A 19,495-nucleotide genomic window follows, 5' to 3' on the forward strand; every position below is an offset into this window, starting at 1 on the left:
TAGTCTTCGATATGAGAATCGTCTTCAAAAAATCAATGTGGTTTAATCTTTATACATTGATTATGATTATCAATCTGAAGTTGTTAAATTTCATTAATCTGCTTTTATGTTGTACATTTGCCAAGTTAATAATAAACATTATAAAAATAAATTTATTTCATGAGTAGATATACGGTAACCTCAGCATTACCTTATGCCAATGGTCCTTTACATATTGGTCATTTAGCCGGAGTTTATATTCCTGCGGATGTATATGTAAGATTTTTAAGAAGAAAACAACATGAGGTTGTATTTATAGGAGGGTCAGATGAACATGGGATTCCTATAACTATGAGAGCTAAAAAAGAGGGGGTTACCCCTCAGGATATAGTAAACCGGTACCATGAATTAATGAAAAAAACATTTTTAGAATTAGGTATTTCATTTGATAATTATTCACGTACCACATCACAAAAACATAAAGAAACTACGCAGGAATTTTTTCTTAAATTATATCATAATCATAAATTTACAGAAGAAGAGTCAGAACAATATTATGATGAAAAAGCTGGTGAATTTTTAGCAGATAGATATATTGTTGGAACTTGTCCTAAATGTGGAAATTCTAATGCTTATGGAGATCAGTGTGAAAAATGTGGTTCAACATTAAGCCCTAGAGAATTAATAGATCCTCATTCTATGCTAAGTGGAGAAAAACCTATATTAAAAAAAACCAAACATTGGTATTTACCCTTAGAAAAGTATCAAGATTTTATATCTGACTGGATTTTGAAAGGTCATAAAGACGATTGGAAGGCCAATGTATATGGTCAGGTGAAATCTTGGTTAGATGATGGTTTGAAACCCAGGGCTATGACCAGGGATTTGGATTGGGGTATCCCTGTTCCTCTAAAAGATGCACAGGGAAAAGTTTTATATGTATGGTTTGATGCTCCCATAGGATATATATCTTTTACCAAAGAATGGGCGGAAAAAGAAGGTAAAGATTGGAAGCTTTATTGGAAAGATGCAAATACTAAATTAGTTCATTTTATAGCTAAAGATAATATAGTATTTCATTGTATTATTTTTCCGGCAATGTTAAAAGCTCATGGAGATTTTATTTTACCATATAACGTTCCGGCAAATGAATTTCTTAATTTAGAAAATGATAAAATTTCCACTTCAAGAAACTGGGCTGTTTGGGCGCATGAATATTTAGAAGATTTTCCAGGAAAACAAGATACTTTACGTTATGTTTTATTATCTAATGCTCCTGAAACTAAAGATAATAACTTTACTTGGATAGATTTTCAAACTAAAAATAATTCCGAATTAGTAGGAGTATTTGGCAATTTTATAAATAGAGTATCTGTACTGATTCATAAATATTATAATGGTGAAGTTCCCAATCCAAAAGATCTATCAGAAATTCCTGAATTACAAGAGTTATCTAAAACAGCTCAAAATATTTCAAAATATTTGGAAAAATATGAATTTAGAAATGGATTAAATTCATTAATAGCTTTAGCAAGAATCGGAAATCAATATTTGCAAGAGCAAGAACCATGGAAAACAATAAAAACAGATCCTAAAAAAACAGCAAATACCTTATTTGTATCAGTACAAATAGTTGCCTATTTAGCTCAGTTATCAGAACCATTCATGCCATTTACATCAAAAAGAATTATAGAAGGATTAAATATTTCTTATTATTCATGGAATGATTTAGAAAATGGATGTGAAATTTTAAAAGCAGGACATAAAATAAAGAATATTCCTTTACTATTTGATAAAATTGAAGATGAACAGATTAATTATCAGATCCAAAAATTAGAAGAAAAGAAAAATAAAAACGTAATGCCTCAGTCCGAGATAGAAACTCAGAAAGATGTTATTTCTTTTGAAGAATTTGAGAAATTAGACCTTAGAGTAGGGACTATTTTGGAGGCTAAAAGAGTTGAAAAAACAGATAAATTATTAGAATTTAAAATAGATACAGGAGTTGATATTCGTACAATAGTATCAGGTATAGCAGAAAGTTTTTCTCCTGATGAATTAATAGGAAAACAAGTGACAGTTCTTTTAAATTTAGCTCCGAGAAAAATAAGAGGAATTGAAAGCAGAGGAATGTTGTTATTAACAAAAAATACCAATGGTAAGTTTTCTTTTTTGGTTCCGGAAGAAATAGTAGATAATGGATGTAGAATTAAGTGAATTTGATAAATAAATAGCTTTTTTATTTAAATTATATATAGAAAACTTCTAATATATACTTATTTTTAGTAGTTTTGCAAGGAAGAGATTTTCTAATTGCAAAGATCACTAAAATCTTAATCATATAAAACACTAAAAAATGGAATTATTCAATTCAATAAACGAGTTCATATCTCCAAAATTAGTTCAGGATATTTCTAAAGACTTCAAGGAAGATGAGAGTAAAATTTTATCTGCAATACAAACTACAATTGCAAGTATATTAGAAATTTTAATCGAAAAAAAAGAAAATAAGAAATTTATTTTATTATTAAAATATGCTGGGAGTTCAGGTTTGCTGTTTAACTTTTCAGATTTATTTAGTGACAAAATTTGCACTCAAAATAAAAAAATAGTTTCTAAGTTTATACAATATTTATTTCAGGATAAAAAAGATAAATTTATCAATATTATAAGTTTGGATTCAGGATTATCTAAAGAAAACGCAAAAAAAATTATTTTCAGAATTATTTTATTATGTGCAGCATTTATAGGAGAAAGTTTATTGTCTGGAATTAATTTTTCTGTATTAAAAAATCATATAGAAGATGAAAGATTTAATTTTCAACAATATATTCCGATAGAAATGAATACATTAATAGATAAATTAAAATCATTTTCAACATATAAATTATGGTCTTCATTATTTTAATGTGATGATGAAATTTATTTATTTTAATACCTAAATTATTATTACAAAATATTATAATTTTATTCCTATACAATGTTGTATTAAAATTAGAATGATTCATACAATTGCTTTTTATAATGTAGAAAATTTTTACGTAGGTTTTGATGATAAAAATTCAATAAATAAAAATACATATACATTTTCAGGTAAGCGCTCATGGACAAGAACTAGATATATAAATAAATTACATCGTATTACTAAAACTCTTGGCTTAATTGGTAGAGAAGAAACAAATAATAGCCCTACAATTATAGGTTTATGCGAAATTGAAAATAATAAGGTAATTAAAGATTTGTTAGATTGTTTTCCTAATGGAGAAAATTATAAATATATACATCAGGATTCATTAGATGAAAGAGGAATAGATACAGCTTTTTTATATAATAAAAAATTTTTTTCTTTAATAGATAACGATTTTATTCGAATTCAAGTTTTTAATTCCGAAGGTATCCAAGAATATACAAGAGATATCATTTATGTTCATGGGAAATTATCAAAAATTCCAATTTATTTTTTTGTTTTGCACTTACCTTCTAAAAGAGATCAAGACAAAAATAAATTAAAGAGAATATATATACTACATAAATTAAGAGAAAAAATAGATTTAATTTATAAGAATGATTCAAAAGCTAATATTGTGATTATGGGCGATTTTAACGATAATCCAGAAGCTTCCTACATATATCGGGAATTAAAATGTAAAATGGTTATAGATAAATTATCTTTTAATGATTTTTTTAATCCTTTTGTCAACTTATACAATAATAATAAATTTAGTGTTGTTTATAAAGGAAAAGGAATGTTATTTGATCAAATTATTTTTTCTCAATCATTTTTTCTTAATAATAATAGTAAATATATAAACTCTAACGTTTTTAATGCTCCTTTTTTACAAGATACAGAACGAAAAAAAACAGGAATTCCTTTTAGAACTTATTCAGGGAGCAGATATTTAGGAGGGTACAGTGATCATTTTCCTGTATATAGTTTAGTAGAAGTTTAAATATTTAAAATATTTTTTTAGTATAATTTTTTTTTAAAAAAGCTAATATATCTCTTTGCGTATCAAAAATATCATCAATTAAATTTTCTTCATTTTCTTGATTATTATTAATTACATTTTTTTCAGACTCTTTATTCAACATATTTCCTTTACCGGTTAATAACCAGGTAGGATTTAATTCAGGAAAAGAAGTTAATATTTTCTCAATAGTATCACTATGTAATCCGGAATTATTTTTTCTGGCTCGTCCTATTAAACCTACAGATAATCCGGCTATGGAGGTAATTTTATTATCGTTAAGATTTTTATATTCCATAAACTCTACTAACCTTTCTATAGTTGTTTTATTGATATTTTTCATAATTTTAATAAAGTATATAGAAAAAATTATATATTTGCATGAATTGCAAATATAATAAAAAATACTTATTATATAGAAAAATATCAAAACTAATTAGATTTACTTATAATTATAAAATATTAAAATGGTTAAAGATGATTTTTTAGAAAGAGTGATAAATGTTCTTCAGAAACATGAAAAATTTGAATATATTGATTTTGAAATTAATATAAATGACGGAGTTTTAAAAATTATTTATCTTATAGAACCTAAATTTCATATTCTTTTTAATGATAAAAATCATTTTAAAACCAGAGAAGAAGGTGAATCTTATGATATATTTGGAGAAGCTTGTCCCGGGAAATTTTCCTTTAAAGATACTTTTTTATTAATTGATAAAAATGAAGTTTATATTAAAATTCATGATTGGTTAGATTCTATATGGAAGGAAATATCTACAGAATCACCTTTGAGCCTTTTAGTTGAAGAACAAAAAAATGTAGAACAAATATGCGAAAAGTTTGATCATATTGAGGGATATTTTACAACCGATGAATTGTTAAAAATTGATAGAAAGCTTGATGAATTGAAAGAAGAATTTGGGATGGAAATTAAAAATATGGTAAGAGATCCTAAATTGTTAGAAGTAGAGTTAACTAAATTGAATAATGATTTCGAAACACTAAAACAAACAGCACCTTATTTAAAAAGAAAAGGATGGATTAAAAGTTTTACAGGTCGTGTATTACATAATCTAAGTAGATTATTAAAATTACAGCAAAAATCAATTTTAAATTCTTTTTCTGAAGAAAAATAATTTTATAAACCTCCATTCAAAACACTAAAATTTTTTTATACTTTCAGTTTAAACAGCTTTTTTATAAATATTATTAAATAATACTATTTATAATATAGATTTTTATCTATGTTATGTAGAAAGATTATAATCTATATTCACTTACATAATAAACTATTGTAATTCACATAGTTAATTACGTACTAATAAAAAATGTTATATAATTTTCTATAAAATATTGATAAAAATCATTTATTTATTTTGGTATTTAGAATAAAATCTATATATTTGCAGTATAAAATAATGATAATCTTATATATCAAATCGACAAGAAAGAGCTTAATTAACACTAAAGCAATATTAATAATTTAATTTTTTATTTTTACGAAAAGATTTTCATTATTTGATTTAATATTTTAAACAAATAAAGAGATTACTTTAAAGTAATCTCTTTATTTTATTATAATATTAATAAAAATATTAAAAAATAGAATATTTATTATTTAGATTTATTTGACTCTTTTTTCAGTATTTTATCAAATTCTTCAATAGAAACAACTTTTTCGTTCTTTTTAACCTGAGTATCAAATATTTTAAATAACTCTTGTTGAATTAAGCTTCCTGAAGATTGACGAACATGTTCCTCGTTTTTCATAGCATTTGCTACATATTTATCTAATTCGCTATCTGGGATATCAGTATATCCATACATAGCAAATTGTTGTTTCATTTGATTTCTTGTAAATTCAATTAAATCAGGATATTGAATGTTTACATTATTATCAGAAAGAATTTTTCCTTCAATTAATTGATAGCGTAATGCTTTTTCAGATTTCTCATACTCAGTAGAAGCTTCTTCATCAGATAAAGGTTCTTTAGAATTGCTTTTAATATATTTAATTAAAAATTCAGATGGAAGATCGAAAGAAATATTAGAAAATAACCATTCAACACATTCATTCATGAATTTTGTATCAGATTCTTTTTTATAATAATTTTCAATTTCTTCTTTAATTTTATTTCTAAGTTCTTCTACAGACTTTACTTTATCTTTACCATATACTTTATCAAATAACTCTTGATTTAGTTCTGCTTTAGTACGAGTGGAAGTTTTTTCAATAATTATTTTTAATTTAGCATTAAAATGATGAGCTTCATCATGAGATAAACCAAAAAAATGTTGTAATTGATGGACATCATTAAATAAATCTTGAGCTTGTATTTCAATGACATCATTTACTTTCTTTTTAAGAAAAGTTTTTTTATCTTTTAAATCATCTACTATAAAAGTAACTGAAACATTTATACCCCCATCAACAGGATTTCCTTCAGAATCAATTTCTTCTACTTTTCCTGCAAAATTCCCTCCTTCTTCAATTTTATCAGTATCTACAAGTTCCCCAAATTGAGTTTGCATTTTTGCAACAGTATCATCAATTTCTTTTTCTGTACTTTCTATCTTATAATAAGGTACATTTGCTTTTGATAAATCTACTTTAAATTCGGGAGCTAAGCCAACTTCGAATTTAAAAGTCATTTCATTGGCATTAACATCTAAATTATTATCACTAATAGGAAGTGGTTGTCCTAGAACAGACAATTTATTTTCTTTAATGTAGTTACTAAGATTTTCATTTAATACTTTATTAATCTCTTCAAATGTAAGAGAACCTTCATATTGTTTTTTTATTACCCCCATAGGAACTTTGCCTTTTCTAAATCCGGGCATGCTTACTTTTTTCCTATAATCTATAAGAGATTTTTCTACTTTAGGTTTATAATCTTCAGGGGAAATAGTTATACTAATAACAGTATTTAAATCATCTATTTTGTTTTGTGTAACATTCATTTGTTTCCTATTTATAAGCCGGCAAATTTACAAAAAGTATTTTATAAACGGAAATATTTAACCTAAAGAATGTAAAGTATATAATTAGATAATTTTTCGTAAATTTATCCCATAATAGATTCCAATGAATCAGTTAAAATTATAAATTTTATGAAAATTACATTTTTTTCAGCTAAACAATATGACAGAGAGTATTTTGATCAATATAATAAAGACTATAACTTTAATTTAGAATATGTACCTAAAACGTTAAATGAAAGAAGAGCTACAAATATGGAGCCCTCAGAAGCCATTTGTGCATTTGTGAATGACGTGATTAATGCTGATGTAATTAAAATATTAGCTGAAAAACAAGGAGTAAAATACATAGCTATGAGATGTGCAGGTTTTAATAATGTAGATTTAGATGCAGCTAAAAAATACAATATAAAAGTATGCAGAGTCCCTGCATACTCTCCTGAATGTGTAGCAGAGCATGCTGTTGCACTTTTATTAACATTAAGTAGAAAAATACATAAAGCATATTATAGAATTCTATCTCAAAATTTTGCTTTAGATGGACTTATAGGAGATTCTATACATAATAAAACAGTAGGTGTACTTGGAACCGGTAAAATTGGAAAAAATTTTGCTAAAATTATGTATGGTTTTGGATGTAAAGTTTTAGGATATGACGTTTTTGAATCTCCTGATTTTAAAAAAAATGGAGGAGAATATGTTACAAAAGAAGAATTGTTAAAAAGGGCAGATATTATAGCTCTGTTTCTGCCTTTATTACCAGAAACAAGATATATAATTAATAAAGAAACTATAAAAACTCTTAAAAAAGGAGTAGTAATTATAAATACAGGAAGAGGGGGGTTAGTAAATACAGAAGATCTGATAGATGGCATTATGAGTGAACATATTGGTGGATTTGGTGCTGATGTATATGAAAATGAAGGAGTTTTATTTTTTAAGGATCTTTCTGAACAAATTATTCCCGATAAAAAATTTAAATTATTAACAAGTCTTCCTAATGTTTTATTAACTGGACATCAAGCTTTTTTAACCAAAGAAGCTTTAAGCCAGATAGCCTCATGTATTTTATTAAATTTAGATGAGTTTAAAAAAGGAAAAGAATTATCAACTCCGGGAGCTTTTTTAGCATAAATTTCTCCCATTAATCCAAGCTTTTTTTTATAAGACATAATAAAATTTATTTTCTCGATTAATAGTATATTTGCGATATGCATAAATCGATTTAATTTTGGAAATTAGAAAAAATTTAGATAATTCTGTAGTAGATTCTCTTTCTTTACTTTTAGAAAAAAAGAGAATTTCTTGTATTAAACAAAAAAAAGGAGAAAATGTTTTTTCGAAAAATATTTTTGTATTTGATACAGAAAAAAAAGATAGTATTCAAAAAGTAAAAAAAAGTTTATATAAGGAAAATAATTCAAATAAATTCAGCTTTATAGATGTTTCAATTATAAATGATGAGTTTACATTAATTCCCTTAGAATACTTTGAAGAAGAATTAGCAGAAGTATTTTTAAATTACAATGTTCCTTATTCTGAGAATAAAGGACTTAGATATTGTTGGATACCCAATTTTGATTTAGCTATAGTTTTTTATTATCCTGAAGAAATAGATAATTATTTTAAAGATTTAGCAGATAAAGTAAGAATAACTCATACTGGATTTAAGTTTTTATCCAAAATAGCAGAAAAAAAAACTGATGGATTTCACCTATGTATTTATAAAGAGTATTTTGAATTAATAGTAATAAATAAACAAAAACTTTTGATTTACAACGTTTATCCTTATAAAATAATGCAAGACATACTTTATTTCTTACAAGTAATTTCAAAAAAACTATCTATTACTTTGTCTAATTCTACATTATACTATTACGGAAATTTTGAAAAAAATATAGACTTTTTTACATCTTTTTTAAAATCGTTACATCCCGGATCAGAAAAAAGATTTGAATTAGAAAATTATACCACATTAGATACTTTATGATAAGAATTATATCAGGAAATTTAAAAGGTAAAAAAATCATAGCGCCTAATAATTTTGATGTTAGGCCTACTACAGATTTTGCAAAAGAAGCTCTTTTTAGCATAATTAATAATCAATATATTTTAAGTCAAATATCGGTACTTAATCTTTTTTCAGGAATCGGCTCTATAGATTATGAATTTGCTTCGCGTGGTTGTAAAGATATTACATCAGTGGAAATCAATGTTAAACATGTAAAATTTATAGTTGAAACCTTAAAAAAATTAGATATACAAGAACAAGTAAATATAATAAGGCAAGATGTCTTTTCTTTTATACAAAAACCAAGTTTTAAATTATATGATCTAGTTTTTGCAGATCCGCCATTTAATTTTACATTAGAAAAATATGAAGAACTTATTAATTTAATAATTAATAATAATTTTTTAGCTGATTCTGGACAGTTGATTTTAGAACATAATCCTCGTATAAAATTTTCAGGAAATTCTAATCTTGTAGATAATCGAAAATATGGCAATATATCATTTTCGTTTTTTAAAAAAATTTAATAGATCATAGATTTAATTTTTCAGATTTTATCTAAAGGCTTTCTTAATTTTAATCCTTTAGCTTTATACTGAGAAGGAGTAAGTCCGGTAACTCTTTTAAATTGAGACGAAAGATGAGATAAACTACTGTAGTTTAATAAATAAGATATTTCAGATAACGAAATTTCATTATAAGAAAGTAATTCTTTTACCTTTTCAATTCTTTGCAAAATAATATATTGCTCTATGGTTATTCCTTCTGTTGTAGAAAATAATTTACTTAAGAAAGAATAGTCTTTATTTAGCCTTTGAGAAATTTCTTCCGATAAATTAATATTATTATATTTTGTAGTTTGAATACGAGAAATTATGATTGATTTAATTTTTTCAATAATTTTTTCTTGATAATCATTTAGTATTTCAAAACCCAAGTCTTTTAATTTTTTGTTTAATTTGTTTTTTTGTTCATTAGTGAGGTTAAAATTTAATCTTACTACTCCTAATTCAACGTAAATAAAATCAATAGAAATTTCTTCTAAAATGTTTTTCACAGCCCATATACAACGTGAACAAACCATATTTTTTATATATAAATTCATAATTTATATTTAAAATTTTATAATAAAGATAGTAAATTAATTATTATAATAAAATCATTATGTATTTTTTATCTTAATAATATATATGTCGGAATAATAATATATATCATTTGACTAATATAATGTTTTTAGTAATTTTGAAAAAAAAAGATATGGCAATTATAGCACCCTCAATACTTTCGGCAGATTTTGGATATTTGAACCAAGATATAGATTTGATCAACAACAGTGAAGCCGGTTGGTTTCATATTGATATAATGGATGGTGTATTTGTTCCAAATATATCCTTTGGCTTTCCAATTTTAGAAGCAGTTAATAAGAAAGCGCAAAAAATTAAAGATACCCATTTAATGATTGTAAATCCAGATCGATATATTGAAACATTTCATAAGTTAGGTACGAATTATTTAACAGTTCATTATGAAGCGTGTACTCATTTACACCGAACAATTCAAGCAATTAAATTAACAGGAATGAAAGCGGGGGTAGCACTCAACCCTCATACTAATATTCATTTGCTGGAAGATGTAATTACGGATTTGGATTTAGTGTTAATTATGAGTGTAAATCCAGGATTTGGAGGACAAAAATTTATAGAAAATACTTACAAAAAAATAGCAAATACGAAAGATTTAATCTTACAAAAAGAATCTAAAGCTCTAATACAAGTGGATGGAGGTATAAATTTAGATAATGCTAAAAAATTGACAGAGGTAGGAGCAGATGTATTGGTGGCTGGAAGTACTGTGTTTAATGCAAAAGATCCGATGCAAATGATTCATGATCTCAAACAAAAAGCAGAATCTTAAGAAAAGTAAATTTTAAGAAGTATAAGATAATGGTTGTAATTTTTACATATTTTCTATATAATAAATGAAATTTAAAAATATTCATTTTATCATAAATCCTATCTCGGGAAAAGGAAAAGGAAAAGAAGTGATAAGAAAGATATATAGTCTTTTCCCAAAAGAAAATATAAAAATAAAAATTACTCAAAAAAAGCAGGATGCATTTGATTTTACAATACAATCAGTTCATGAAAATGCAGATTTAATTGTAAGTTGTGGAGGAGATGGTACCCTCAATGAAGTAGCTTCAGCTTTAATAAACCAAGAAGTTCCTTTAGCCATAGTGCCTATAGGTTCAGGGAATGGTTTAGCTCGCCATTTAAATATTTCTCTTAATGAAGAACAAGCTTTACAGAATATCTTAAATTCAAAATATAATATAGAAAAAATTGATTGCGGAAAAATAAATGATACATATTTTTTTAGCAATGCAGGATTGGGCTTTGATGCTACAGTTGTAAAAATATATTCACAACAAAAACAAAGACAATTTGTAGGATATTTAAAATGTCTGTTTTTTAGTATTTTTAAATATGAGCCTATTAAAATTTCTGTTAATTCAAAATCTATAAATTATACAGGAAAAATAATGATGCTAAATATTTCAAACAGTAATTGTATGGGATATGGCTTTTCTATATCGCCCAAAGCATCTCTTCAAGATGGAGAATTTGACATAAACCTTGTTGAAAAATGTTCTTGGGCAATGTTTAGCTGGATCGGAATAAGTTTTTTATTAAATAAGAAACTTAGTAAAAAAAGGAGACAATTTAATTCAAGTCAATTAACTATAGAAACATCTGCAAAATATATGCAAATTGATGGTGAATATCACATATTAAATTCAAAAAGACTACAAATTTCCCTTATACCAAATTCTTTAAATGTATTGGTGAATTAATTTGAAGTGGAGTTTTCTGAAATAGAATATTTTGCTCTTCTCAATGCTATATTAAATTCATAACCAATTAGGGTTAACATTACTGAAAGATTTATCCAAATCATAATAATAAGCACAGATCCGATTGAACCATAAAGAAAATTAAATCGAGTAAAATATGTAATATAGTAACCGAAAAAGTAAGTAGTTAAAGAAAAAAGAATAGTAGTAAGAAATGCGCCGGGCATAACTTCTTTAAAACTAAATTTAGCAGTTCTTCCCCAGTAATAAAGAAAACAGATTCCTATAAAAAAAATAAAAATAGATAAAATAAAATTTAAAATATTTATAGCCAGACGATATTCACTAATATTCAGGGGGAGAGAATCTTGGAAAACTCTAAAAATAATTTCAGTAATATAAATTAATAAAAGTGATAAAAATAAAAAAATAGTAAAAAATAAAACTATAAAAATACTTAATAGAAAAGATTTGAATCCCTTAAATTCAATGGGTTCATGATTATTTATAGATTTAAAACCTCTGATTAATGATCTTACTCCTTTGGATGATAGAATAATGAATAAAAAAATTGAAAAAATTAAAAATAAAAGATTAGGTTGCTTTAAATTGTTATTTACTAAATCAATTCTCTTATTCATATAATTATTTACAATTTCAAATATATTAGTAGGTAATAATTTTTTAAGAAGAAAATTATAAATGATTTGTAATATTTCTTCATAATAAGGCATACGACTTATAAATAAAAGAAATAAAATTAAAAAAGGGAATAAGCTCATAAATAGACTCCATGAAGCTGCTGCTGCTCGTATTCCTATAGCTCCCTTGGTTATTCCTTGAATATAAATTTGTAATATTTCGTATATAGAAATATTATTTAAAGAAGCGATTTTCTTTTTTTGTAAATATTTTTTTATATGCTTAATATTAATTGCTTTCAATGAAAAAATTTTAAAATAAATTCAAATATAATTACATAATTTAAAAATGTTTAGATAAAAACTCATAGATTTATAATATTATTTTTGTTAATTTTTATTAAAAAGAATATAAAAAATAAATTATTATAATATATTATTTAAATTTTTATAAAGTATTAATATAATTTAGTTAATTCATGGTGATTTAAAAATCTTTTATAATATTAAAATAGTTCATGGGAAATTAAAACGGTTTTTTATCAATAATTGATAATTTATAAAATGAAAATATAGTTCTATAATCTAAATATTTTTATTTTCAACTAAAACAAATGTAATGAACTTTAAGTAGGTATAATTTAAACTAATTATAATATTATTGATATGAAAATAAGAATCAAATAATATTAAACCCAAAAAGTAAAATATATTTTTATTAAATATGATAATTATCAATATATAGGTTCTTTGATAGAAATATATAAAGCAAAAATAGTATGATTTTATAAATGTAATTGATTGAAATAGTGATGTTTGTAATATATTTATGATTTACTTTGCATATTTTTATAAAATTAGTAGATTTGAAACATTACACAGAATAAAATATACTATAAAAAGTAAATAATTAAATGGACCAATTTTCATTTTTAAATGCAATACATACTGAATATATAGAGGAAAAATATAAAAGATACTTAAAATATCCAGATAGTATAGAACCAAGTTGGAGAAGTTTTTTTCAGGGTTTCGATTTTGCAAATAAGTCCTATGATAATAAATCTTTAAAAAAAATTGATATTAATAATATAATATCTAATGATATAGCTAAAGAATTTAAGGTTATAAATTTAATTAATGGTTATAGACAAAGAGGGCATTTATTCACTAAAACTAATCCGGTAAGACAAAGAAGAACTTATACACCCACTTTAAACTATGAAAATTTTGGTTTAACTTCATCAGACCTCTCTGAGAGTTTTAATGCAGCAGAAATAATAGGATTGGGTAGGTGTACACTCAAAGAAATAATAGAACATTTAGAGAGTATGTATTGTGATTCTATAGGAGTGGAATATATGTACATAAGAAATCCGGAAGAAGTTAAATGGATACAAAATTGGTTAAATAATAATTTTAACCATCCTATCTTAAGTATAGAAGAAAAAAAAAGAATACTTAAAAAATTATCACATGCTGTAGCTTTTGAAAATTTTTTACATACCAAATTTGTCGGTCAAAAACGATTTTCATTAGAAGGGGGAGAATCTTTAATTCCAGCTATTGACGAAATAATAAATCATTCCTCAGAACAGGGAGTAAAGGAAATAGTCATAGGTATGGCTCATAGAGGTAGGTTAAACGTATTAGCAAATATATTTAATAAATCTTACTCTCAAATTTTCACTGAATTTGAAGGAAAAGATTATATAGATACAATCTTTTCAGGAGATGTTAAATACCATTTAGGCTCCAGCAATAAATATAATACTAAAAAAGGAAAAACTGTTAAAATTAGTTTGGCTCCAAATCCTTCACATCTAGAAACAGTAGATGCCATAGTAGAAGGTATAGCAAGAGCTAAAACAGACCATGATTATAACGAAAATTACGGTGATGTGTTGCCCATTCTTATACATGGAGATGCAGCTATTGCTGCCCAAGGTATTGTATATGAAGTTCTTCAAATGATGAGTCTTGATGGGTATAAAACAGGAGGAACTATACATATAATAGTAAATAATCAGGTAGGATTTACTACAAATTATTTAGATGCCCGTTCAAGTACCTATTGTACAGATGTAGCAAAAACAGTTTTATCTCCGGTATTACATGTTAATGCAGATGACCCTGAGGCAGTTATTCATGTAGTTCGTTTTGCCTCTGATTATAGAAATAAATTCCATAAAGATGTTTTCATTGATTTATTAGGTTATAGAAAATATGGACATAATGAAGGTGATGAACCCAGGTTTACTCAACCTCAATTATATAAAATTATTTCTAAGCATCCAAATCCTAGAGAAATTTATCGAGCAAAATTGGAGAAAGAAGATGTTATTACTACTCAGATGATTGCAGAAAGTGATGAAGAATACAGAAAATTATTAGATAAAAATTTAGAAGCTTCTAAAGATATGCCACAAGCTACAGTTGAGCTTTTTATGCAACAAGAATGGAAAACATTTGATAAGGTTGGTGTTAATGAATTATTAAAACCTATAGACACAAAGTTTCCATTAAATACACTAAAAGAGATAGCTTATAAAATAACAGAAGTACCACAGGGCAAAAACTTATTTAACAAAATAAAACGTTTATTAAAACAACGAAGAGAAATGGTAGAAGTGTCCAATGCAATAGATTGGGGGATGGGGGAGTTACTGGCTTACGGTTCACTTCTTACCGAAGGGCATGCAGTAAGGCTTTCCGGAGAAGATGTTGAAAGAGGTACTTTTTCACACCGTCATGCAGTAATTAAAACAGAAGATACAGAAGAAGAAATTATACTTCTTAATAATTTAGATACTCCAAAAAAATTTTATGCCTATAATTCTCCTCTTTCTGAGTATGGTGTATTAGGATTTGAATATGGATATGCGATGACGACACCATATTCACTTACAATTTGGGAGGCTCAATTCGGAGATTTTGTGAATGGAGCTCAAATTGTTATAGATCAGTACATTTCAGCAGCAGAAGATAAATGGAAAATGCAGAACGGATTAGTAATGCTTTTACCTCACGGTTTTGAAGGACAGGGAGCAGAACATTCTTCTGCAAGAATAGAAAGATTTTTACCTTTATGTGCCAATGGGAATATGTATGTTATAAATGCTACAACACCAGCTAATTTTTTCCATGCCATAAGAAGACAAATGAAAACTAATTTCAGAAAACCCTTAATTGTATTTTCACCTAAAAGTTTATTAAGACATCGTAAAGTTTTTTCTACATTAGAAGATTTAGCCAATGGAAGTTTTCAAGAATTAATTGATGATAATACAGCAAATGTGAAAAAAGTATCTAGATTAGTATTTTGTTCCGGTAAACTATATTATGAATTATCTAATAAAAAAGAAGAACTAAATGAAGAAAGAATTGCTATAGTAAGATTAGAGCAATTATATCCATTACATTGGGATAAAATATATCAAATATTAGATAAATATGAAAACAAAAAAGAGTTTATATGGGCACAAGAAGAACCTGAAAATATGGGTGCATGGTGGTATATATTGAAAGAATTTAGAAAATTTGATATAGATGTTATTAGTCCTTCTCCCAGCGGATCTCCTTCTCCTGGATCACATGATAGATATGATAAGATACAACATGCTTTAATTCATACAGTTTTTGAAAATTTAAAATAAACAAAATAAATATATAATTTTATGATACTTGAAATGAAAGTTCCCTCACCAGGAGAATCAATAAAAGAAGTTGAAATAGCAACCTGGTTAGTAAAAGATGGAGATTATGTGGAAAAAGATGAGGCAATTGCAGAGGTTGATTCTGATAAAGCCACATTGGACCTTCCGGCAGAAGCTAGCGGAATTATCACATTAAAAGCTAAAGAAGGAGATACTGTACAAGTAGGTCAGGTAGTATGTTTAATTGATACTGATAAAATAAAACCACAGCAAAAGGAGAAAATCGATGATATTTCCAAAATTGAAATCGAAAGAGAAGATTTTAAAAATATAGATACTCCAGAATCGTTTCAAAATAAAAACATACAATCAGTATCTTATGCATCTGGAACAGCTTCTCCAGCAGCTAAAAAGATATTAGAAGAAAAGAATATATCTGCCTTATCTATTCAAGGAACAGGTAAAGATGGAAGAATTACAAAAGAAGATGCTTTGAAAGCAGCACCTTCTTTGGGAAGTTCAAATGGAAATGGATCTAGATCTTCAACCTCAACAAAATTATCAGTTTTAAGAAGAAAAGTATCACAAAGATTAGTGTCCGTTAAAAATGAAACGGCAATGTTGACTACATTTAATGAAGTAGATATGAGTGAAATTTTTCGTATAAGAAGCGAATATAAAGATGAATTTAAAAATAAACATACAGTAGGTTTAGGATTTATGTCATTTTTTACACTTGCAGTGGTGCGTGCTTTAAAACTTTTTCCTGATGTAAATTCTATGATTGATGGAGATTATAAAATTACCTATGATTTTCAAGATATTAGTATAGCTGTTTCCGGTCCTAAAGGATTAATGGTTCCTGTTTTGCGTAATGCTGAAAACATGACATTCAGAGGTGTGGAACAAAATATAAAAGAATTAGCAATTAAAGTAAGAGAAGGTAAAATCACCATAGATGAAATGACAGGAGGAACATTTACTATTACCAATGGAGGAGTTTTTGGATCTATGATGTCTACACCTATAATAAATCCTCCGCAAAGTGCTATTTTAGGAATGCATAACATAGTAGACCGCCCCGTGGTAAAGAATAAACAAATTGTAATATCTCCAATGATGTATATTGCTCTTTCCTATGATCATAGAATTATTGATGGAAAAGAATCAGTAGGGTTTTTGGTCGCTGTAAAAGAAGCTGTAGAAAATCCTGTAGAATTATTGATGAATAATAATATTAAAAAAGCATTAGAATTATAATACAGTTTTTCTTATTCTTATTAAGATAAAGAACATTATAGTTAGTTATTACTAAAATTATATACAATATTTGTATTCTTGTATTTGTTTTTGTTATTTTTATAAATCTTTAATAATTAAAATTAATATATAATAAATATAGAATTAATGATTTATAATTATGAAATATAAAATTTTATTAGTATTGTTTTTAGTAAGTATTTTTCTTTTTTCAGCACAATCTGATGATGAATTAAAAATAGAAAAATTTCTTTCCGAACAAAAAGAAATTTCATATAAAAAAATTAGTAATCCTAAAGATAAAATACTAAAATATGAACTTTATATTAAGCAACCATTAGATTGGAAAAAAACAAAAAAAGGATATTTTTACCAGAAAGTGATATATACTCATACAGGTTTTGACCGTCCTGTATTAATGCAAACTCAGGGGTACAAGATATATGATAGAAAAAATGAATTGCAACAAATATTAAATTCTAATGATTTTAATATTGAACATAGGTATTTCGGTGAATCTATACCTGATTCCTCAGTATTTAACTGGAAGTATTTAAATTTATATAATGCTGCAAATGATCTTCATCATATCAATGAAATATTCAGAAAATTATATAAAAATAAATGGATAAGTACAGGCATAAGCAAAGGTGGCCAGACATCTATTTACTATAGATATTTTTTTCCAGATGATGTAGAAGTTTCCATTCCTTATGTAGCTCCTATAAATTATACTTTAGAAGATCCAAGAATTTATTCTTTTTTAAATAATGTAGGAACGGAAGAATGTAGAAAGAAAATAGAGAATTTTCAAATATATATGTTAAAAAATGAAGAGGAAGCTCTTAAAATTATAAATACATATTCTGAAGCAAGAGGACTCACTTATAATTATTTAGGATCTATAAATAAAGCTTATGAATATTGTGTACTAGAATATTCTTTTTCATTTTGGCAATGGGGTTCGTCATGTAATTCGATTCCTTATACAACTGATATTGTTCAAGCTGTAGATTATTTATTGAATTCAATTGATATTAGTTTTTTTAGTGATCAAGAAATTAAAGAATTAGCCCCACATTACTATCAAGCAAATACAGAGATGGGGTATTACGGTTATAATATAACTTCATTTAAAAAATACCTAAAATATTTTACAGAAAATCCTTCAGCAATATTTTCACCTAAAGAAGTTGGAAAAGTAAAATATTCACAAGAATTAAATAAAAAACTGAAAAAATGGTTGGATACTAAAGCAAATAATATTATTTATATTTATGGGGAAACAGATACATGGAGTGCGACTAAAGTAAATCCTTCATCTCAAACAAATTCTGTAATTTTAGAATTACCAGGAGCCAATCATGCTTCGGCAAGAATTGTAAATATGAGCACCTTACAAAAAAATGAATTAAGTGAAATATTATATAAATGGATAGGAATAAATCCGGATTATAGTCTTTTAAAATAAGACATTATGTAGTTAAATGAATTTTTTAGAAGTAAAAAATACTATACTTGGTGCTTCATTACCAGGAATAAGTGCCCAAAAAGAATTAGCGCCTTTTAATAGGGTAGAATATACTTATGAAGAAATTAAAGAAAAAAAAGCTCAGCAAGCATCAGTTTTAATTACCTTATATCAAAAATCGGGAGGTGTGTATTTTCCCTTGATTTTAAGGTCTGAGTATGGAGGATTTCATTCAGGACAAATAGCTCTTCCTGGAGGTAAAAAAGAAGTTTATGATCATACTGACGAAGAAACAGCACTAAGAGAAACTTACGAAGAAATAGGACTAAATAAAAATACATTACATATTATTAAAAAATTATCTCCTTTATACATTTCAATAAGTAACTTTTATATACACCCTTTTATTGCATTTTATGAGAATAGTCTAATTCAATTTCAATCTTCACCTAATGAGGTTCAAAAAATTATTGAAATCGAACTTGAACAATTTTTATTTGGAACAAAAATTGTTAATAAACAAATATCAGACGTATATTTTCAAGAAGTACCTGCATTTCAATATGGTAGTATTACAATTTGGGGTGCAACAGCTATGATATTAAATGAATTTAAGCATTTATTTAAATAATAACTTACTTTTGTATGCGTGAACTAAATGAAGACAATA

Annotated in this window: 17 protein-coding genes; 13 read left to right on the top strand and 4 right to left on the bottom strand. The window is 25.8% G+C overall.

What is annotated here, in order from left to right; all coding sequences use genetic code 11:
- Nucleotides 1-159: 159 nt before the first annotated feature.
- The 3 genes from metG (at nt 160) to C4S77_RS04805 (ending at nt 3,929) form a co-directional block, all read left to right on the top strand.
- Nucleotides 160-2,196, top strand: coding sequence for a methionine--tRNA ligase (gene metG / locus C4S77_RS04795; protein ID WP_105246468.1), 2,037 nt, complete (start codon nt 160-162; stop codon nt 2,194-2,196).
- A 139-nt stretch (nt 2,197-2,335) separates the two neighbouring features.
- Complete coding sequence (locus tag C4S77_RS04800) at nt 2,336-2,887, top strand: DUF937 domain-containing protein (protein ID WP_105246470.1); 552 nt, start codon at nt 2,336-2,338, stop codon at nt 2,885-2,887.
- A 91-nt stretch (nt 2,888-2,978) separates the two neighbouring features.
- Nucleotides 2,979-3,929, top strand: coding sequence for an endonuclease/exonuclease/phosphatase family protein (locus C4S77_RS04805; protein WP_105246472.1), 951 nt, complete (start codon nt 2,979-2,981; stop codon nt 3,927-3,929).
- Nucleotides 3,930-3,933: 4 nt separating this feature from the next.
- Here the strand turns inward: C4S77_RS04805 and C4S77_RS04810 are convergent, their stop codons facing one another.
- Nucleotides 3,934-4,290, bottom strand: coding sequence for a hypothetical protein (locus tag C4S77_RS04810; protein ID WP_105246474.1), 357 nt, complete (start codon nt 4,288-4,290; stop codon nt 3,934-3,936).
- A 124-nt stretch (nt 4,291-4,414) separates the two neighbouring features.
- Between C4S77_RS04810 and C4S77_RS04815 the strand changes: the two genes are divergently transcribed.
- Entirely contained in the window at nt 4,415-5,086 is a 672-nt protein-coding gene (locus C4S77_RS04815) for a hypothetical protein (RefSeq protein WP_105246475.1), read from the top strand.
- Between the two features lie 478 nt (nt 5,087-5,564).
- Here the strand turns inward: C4S77_RS04815 and tig are convergent, their stop codons facing one another.
- The gene (tig, locus tag C4S77_RS04820; RefSeq protein ID WP_105246477.1) at nt 5,565-6,914 is read right to left on the bottom strand and encodes a trigger factor; all 1,350 of its coding nucleotides are present in this window, start codon (nt 6,912-6,914) and stop codon (nt 5,565-5,567) included.
- Between the two features lie 150 nt (nt 6,915-7,064).
- Between tig and C4S77_RS04825 the strand changes: the two genes are divergently transcribed.
- The 3 genes from C4S77_RS04825 (at nt 7,065) to C4S77_RS04835 (ending at nt 9,470) form a co-directional block, all read left to right on the top strand.
- Nucleotides 7,065-8,066 (top strand): 2-hydroxyacid dehydrogenase, encoded by a 1,002-nt coding sequence (locus C4S77_RS04825; protein ID WP_105246479.1) that lies wholly within the window; start codon nt 7,065-7,067, stop codon nt 8,064-8,066.
- 97 nt (nt 8,067-8,163) lie between these two features.
- Nucleotides 8,164-8,922 carry a DUF3822 family protein gene (locus tag C4S77_RS04830; RefSeq protein ID WP_181042821.1) on the top strand — a complete coding sequence of 253 codons (759 nt, stop codon included), beginning with the start codon at nt 8,164-8,166 and terminating at the stop codon, nt 8,920-8,922.
- Nucleotides 8,919-9,470, top strand: coding sequence for an RsmD family RNA methyltransferase (locus tag C4S77_RS04835; protein ID WP_105246483.1), 552 nt, complete (start codon nt 8,919-8,921; stop codon nt 9,468-9,470). Before C4S77_RS04830 ends, C4S77_RS04835 begins: the two co-directional genes overlap by 4 nt.
- Before the next feature lie 20 nt (nt 9,471-9,490).
- On the opposite strand, the gene C4S77_RS04840 is transcribed toward C4S77_RS04835, so the two are convergent.
- Entirely contained in the window at nt 9,491-10,048 is a 558-nt protein-coding gene (locus C4S77_RS04840) for a helix-turn-helix domain-containing protein (protein ID WP_181042822.1), read from the bottom strand.
- Nucleotides 10,049-10,200: 152 nt separating this feature from the next.
- Between C4S77_RS04840 and rpe the strand changes: the two genes are divergently transcribed.
- The gene (gene rpe / locus C4S77_RS04845; RefSeq protein WP_105246530.1) at nt 10,201-10,857 is read left to right on the top strand and encodes a ribulose-phosphate 3-epimerase; all 657 of its coding nucleotides are present in this window, start codon (nt 10,201-10,203) and stop codon (nt 10,855-10,857) included.
- A gap of 64 nt (nt 10,858-10,921) precedes the next feature.
- A complete protein-coding gene (locus tag C4S77_RS04850) occupies nt 10,922-11,797 on the top strand; it encodes a diacylglycerol/lipid kinase family protein (protein WP_105246486.1) in 876 nt (291 codons plus the stop codon).
- Here the strand turns inward: C4S77_RS04850 and C4S77_RS04855 are convergent.
- Nucleotides 11,794-12,741, bottom strand: coding sequence for a YihY/virulence factor BrkB family protein (locus C4S77_RS04855; protein ID WP_105193038.1), 948 nt, complete (start codon nt 12,739-12,741; stop codon nt 11,794-11,796). The genes C4S77_RS04850 and C4S77_RS04855 overlap by 4 nt on opposite strands.
- Before the next feature lie 611 nt (nt 12,742-13,352).
- Between C4S77_RS04855 and C4S77_RS04860 the strand changes: the two genes are divergently transcribed.
- From C4S77_RS04860 to C4S77_RS04875, 4 genes are all read left to right on the top strand, one after another.
- Entirely contained in the window at nt 13,353-16,094 is a 2,742-nt protein-coding gene (locus C4S77_RS04860; protein ID WP_105246488.1) for a 2-oxoglutarate dehydrogenase E1 component, read from the top strand.
- A gap of 21 nt (nt 16,095-16,115) precedes the next feature.
- Nucleotides 16,116-17,354: a 2-oxoglutarate dehydrogenase complex dihydrolipoyllysine-residue succinyltransferase gene (gene odhB / locus C4S77_RS04865; RefSeq protein WP_105246490.1), complete on the top strand. Its 1,239-nt coding sequence runs from the start codon at nt 16,116-16,118 to the stop codon at nt 17,352-17,354.
- Nucleotides 17,355-17,514: 160 nt separating this feature from the next.
- Nucleotides 17,515-18,825, top strand: a complete 1,311-nt coding sequence (locus tag C4S77_RS04870; RefSeq protein ID WP_105246492.1) for a S28 family serine protease — start codon at nt 17,515-17,517, stop codon at nt 18,823-18,825.
- 16 nt (nt 18,826-18,841) lie between these two features.
- Nucleotides 18,842-19,456 (top strand): NUDIX hydrolase, encoded by a 615-nt coding sequence (locus C4S77_RS04875; protein ID WP_105246494.1) that lies wholly within the window; start codon nt 18,842-18,844, stop codon nt 19,454-19,456.
- Nucleotides 19,457-19,495: the final 39 nt, after the last annotated feature.

The organism is Apibacter adventoris (assembly GCF_002964975.1).
Taxonomy (GTDB): domain Bacteria; phylum Bacteroidota; class Bacteroidia; order Flavobacteriales; family Weeksellaceae; genus Apibacter; species Apibacter adventoris.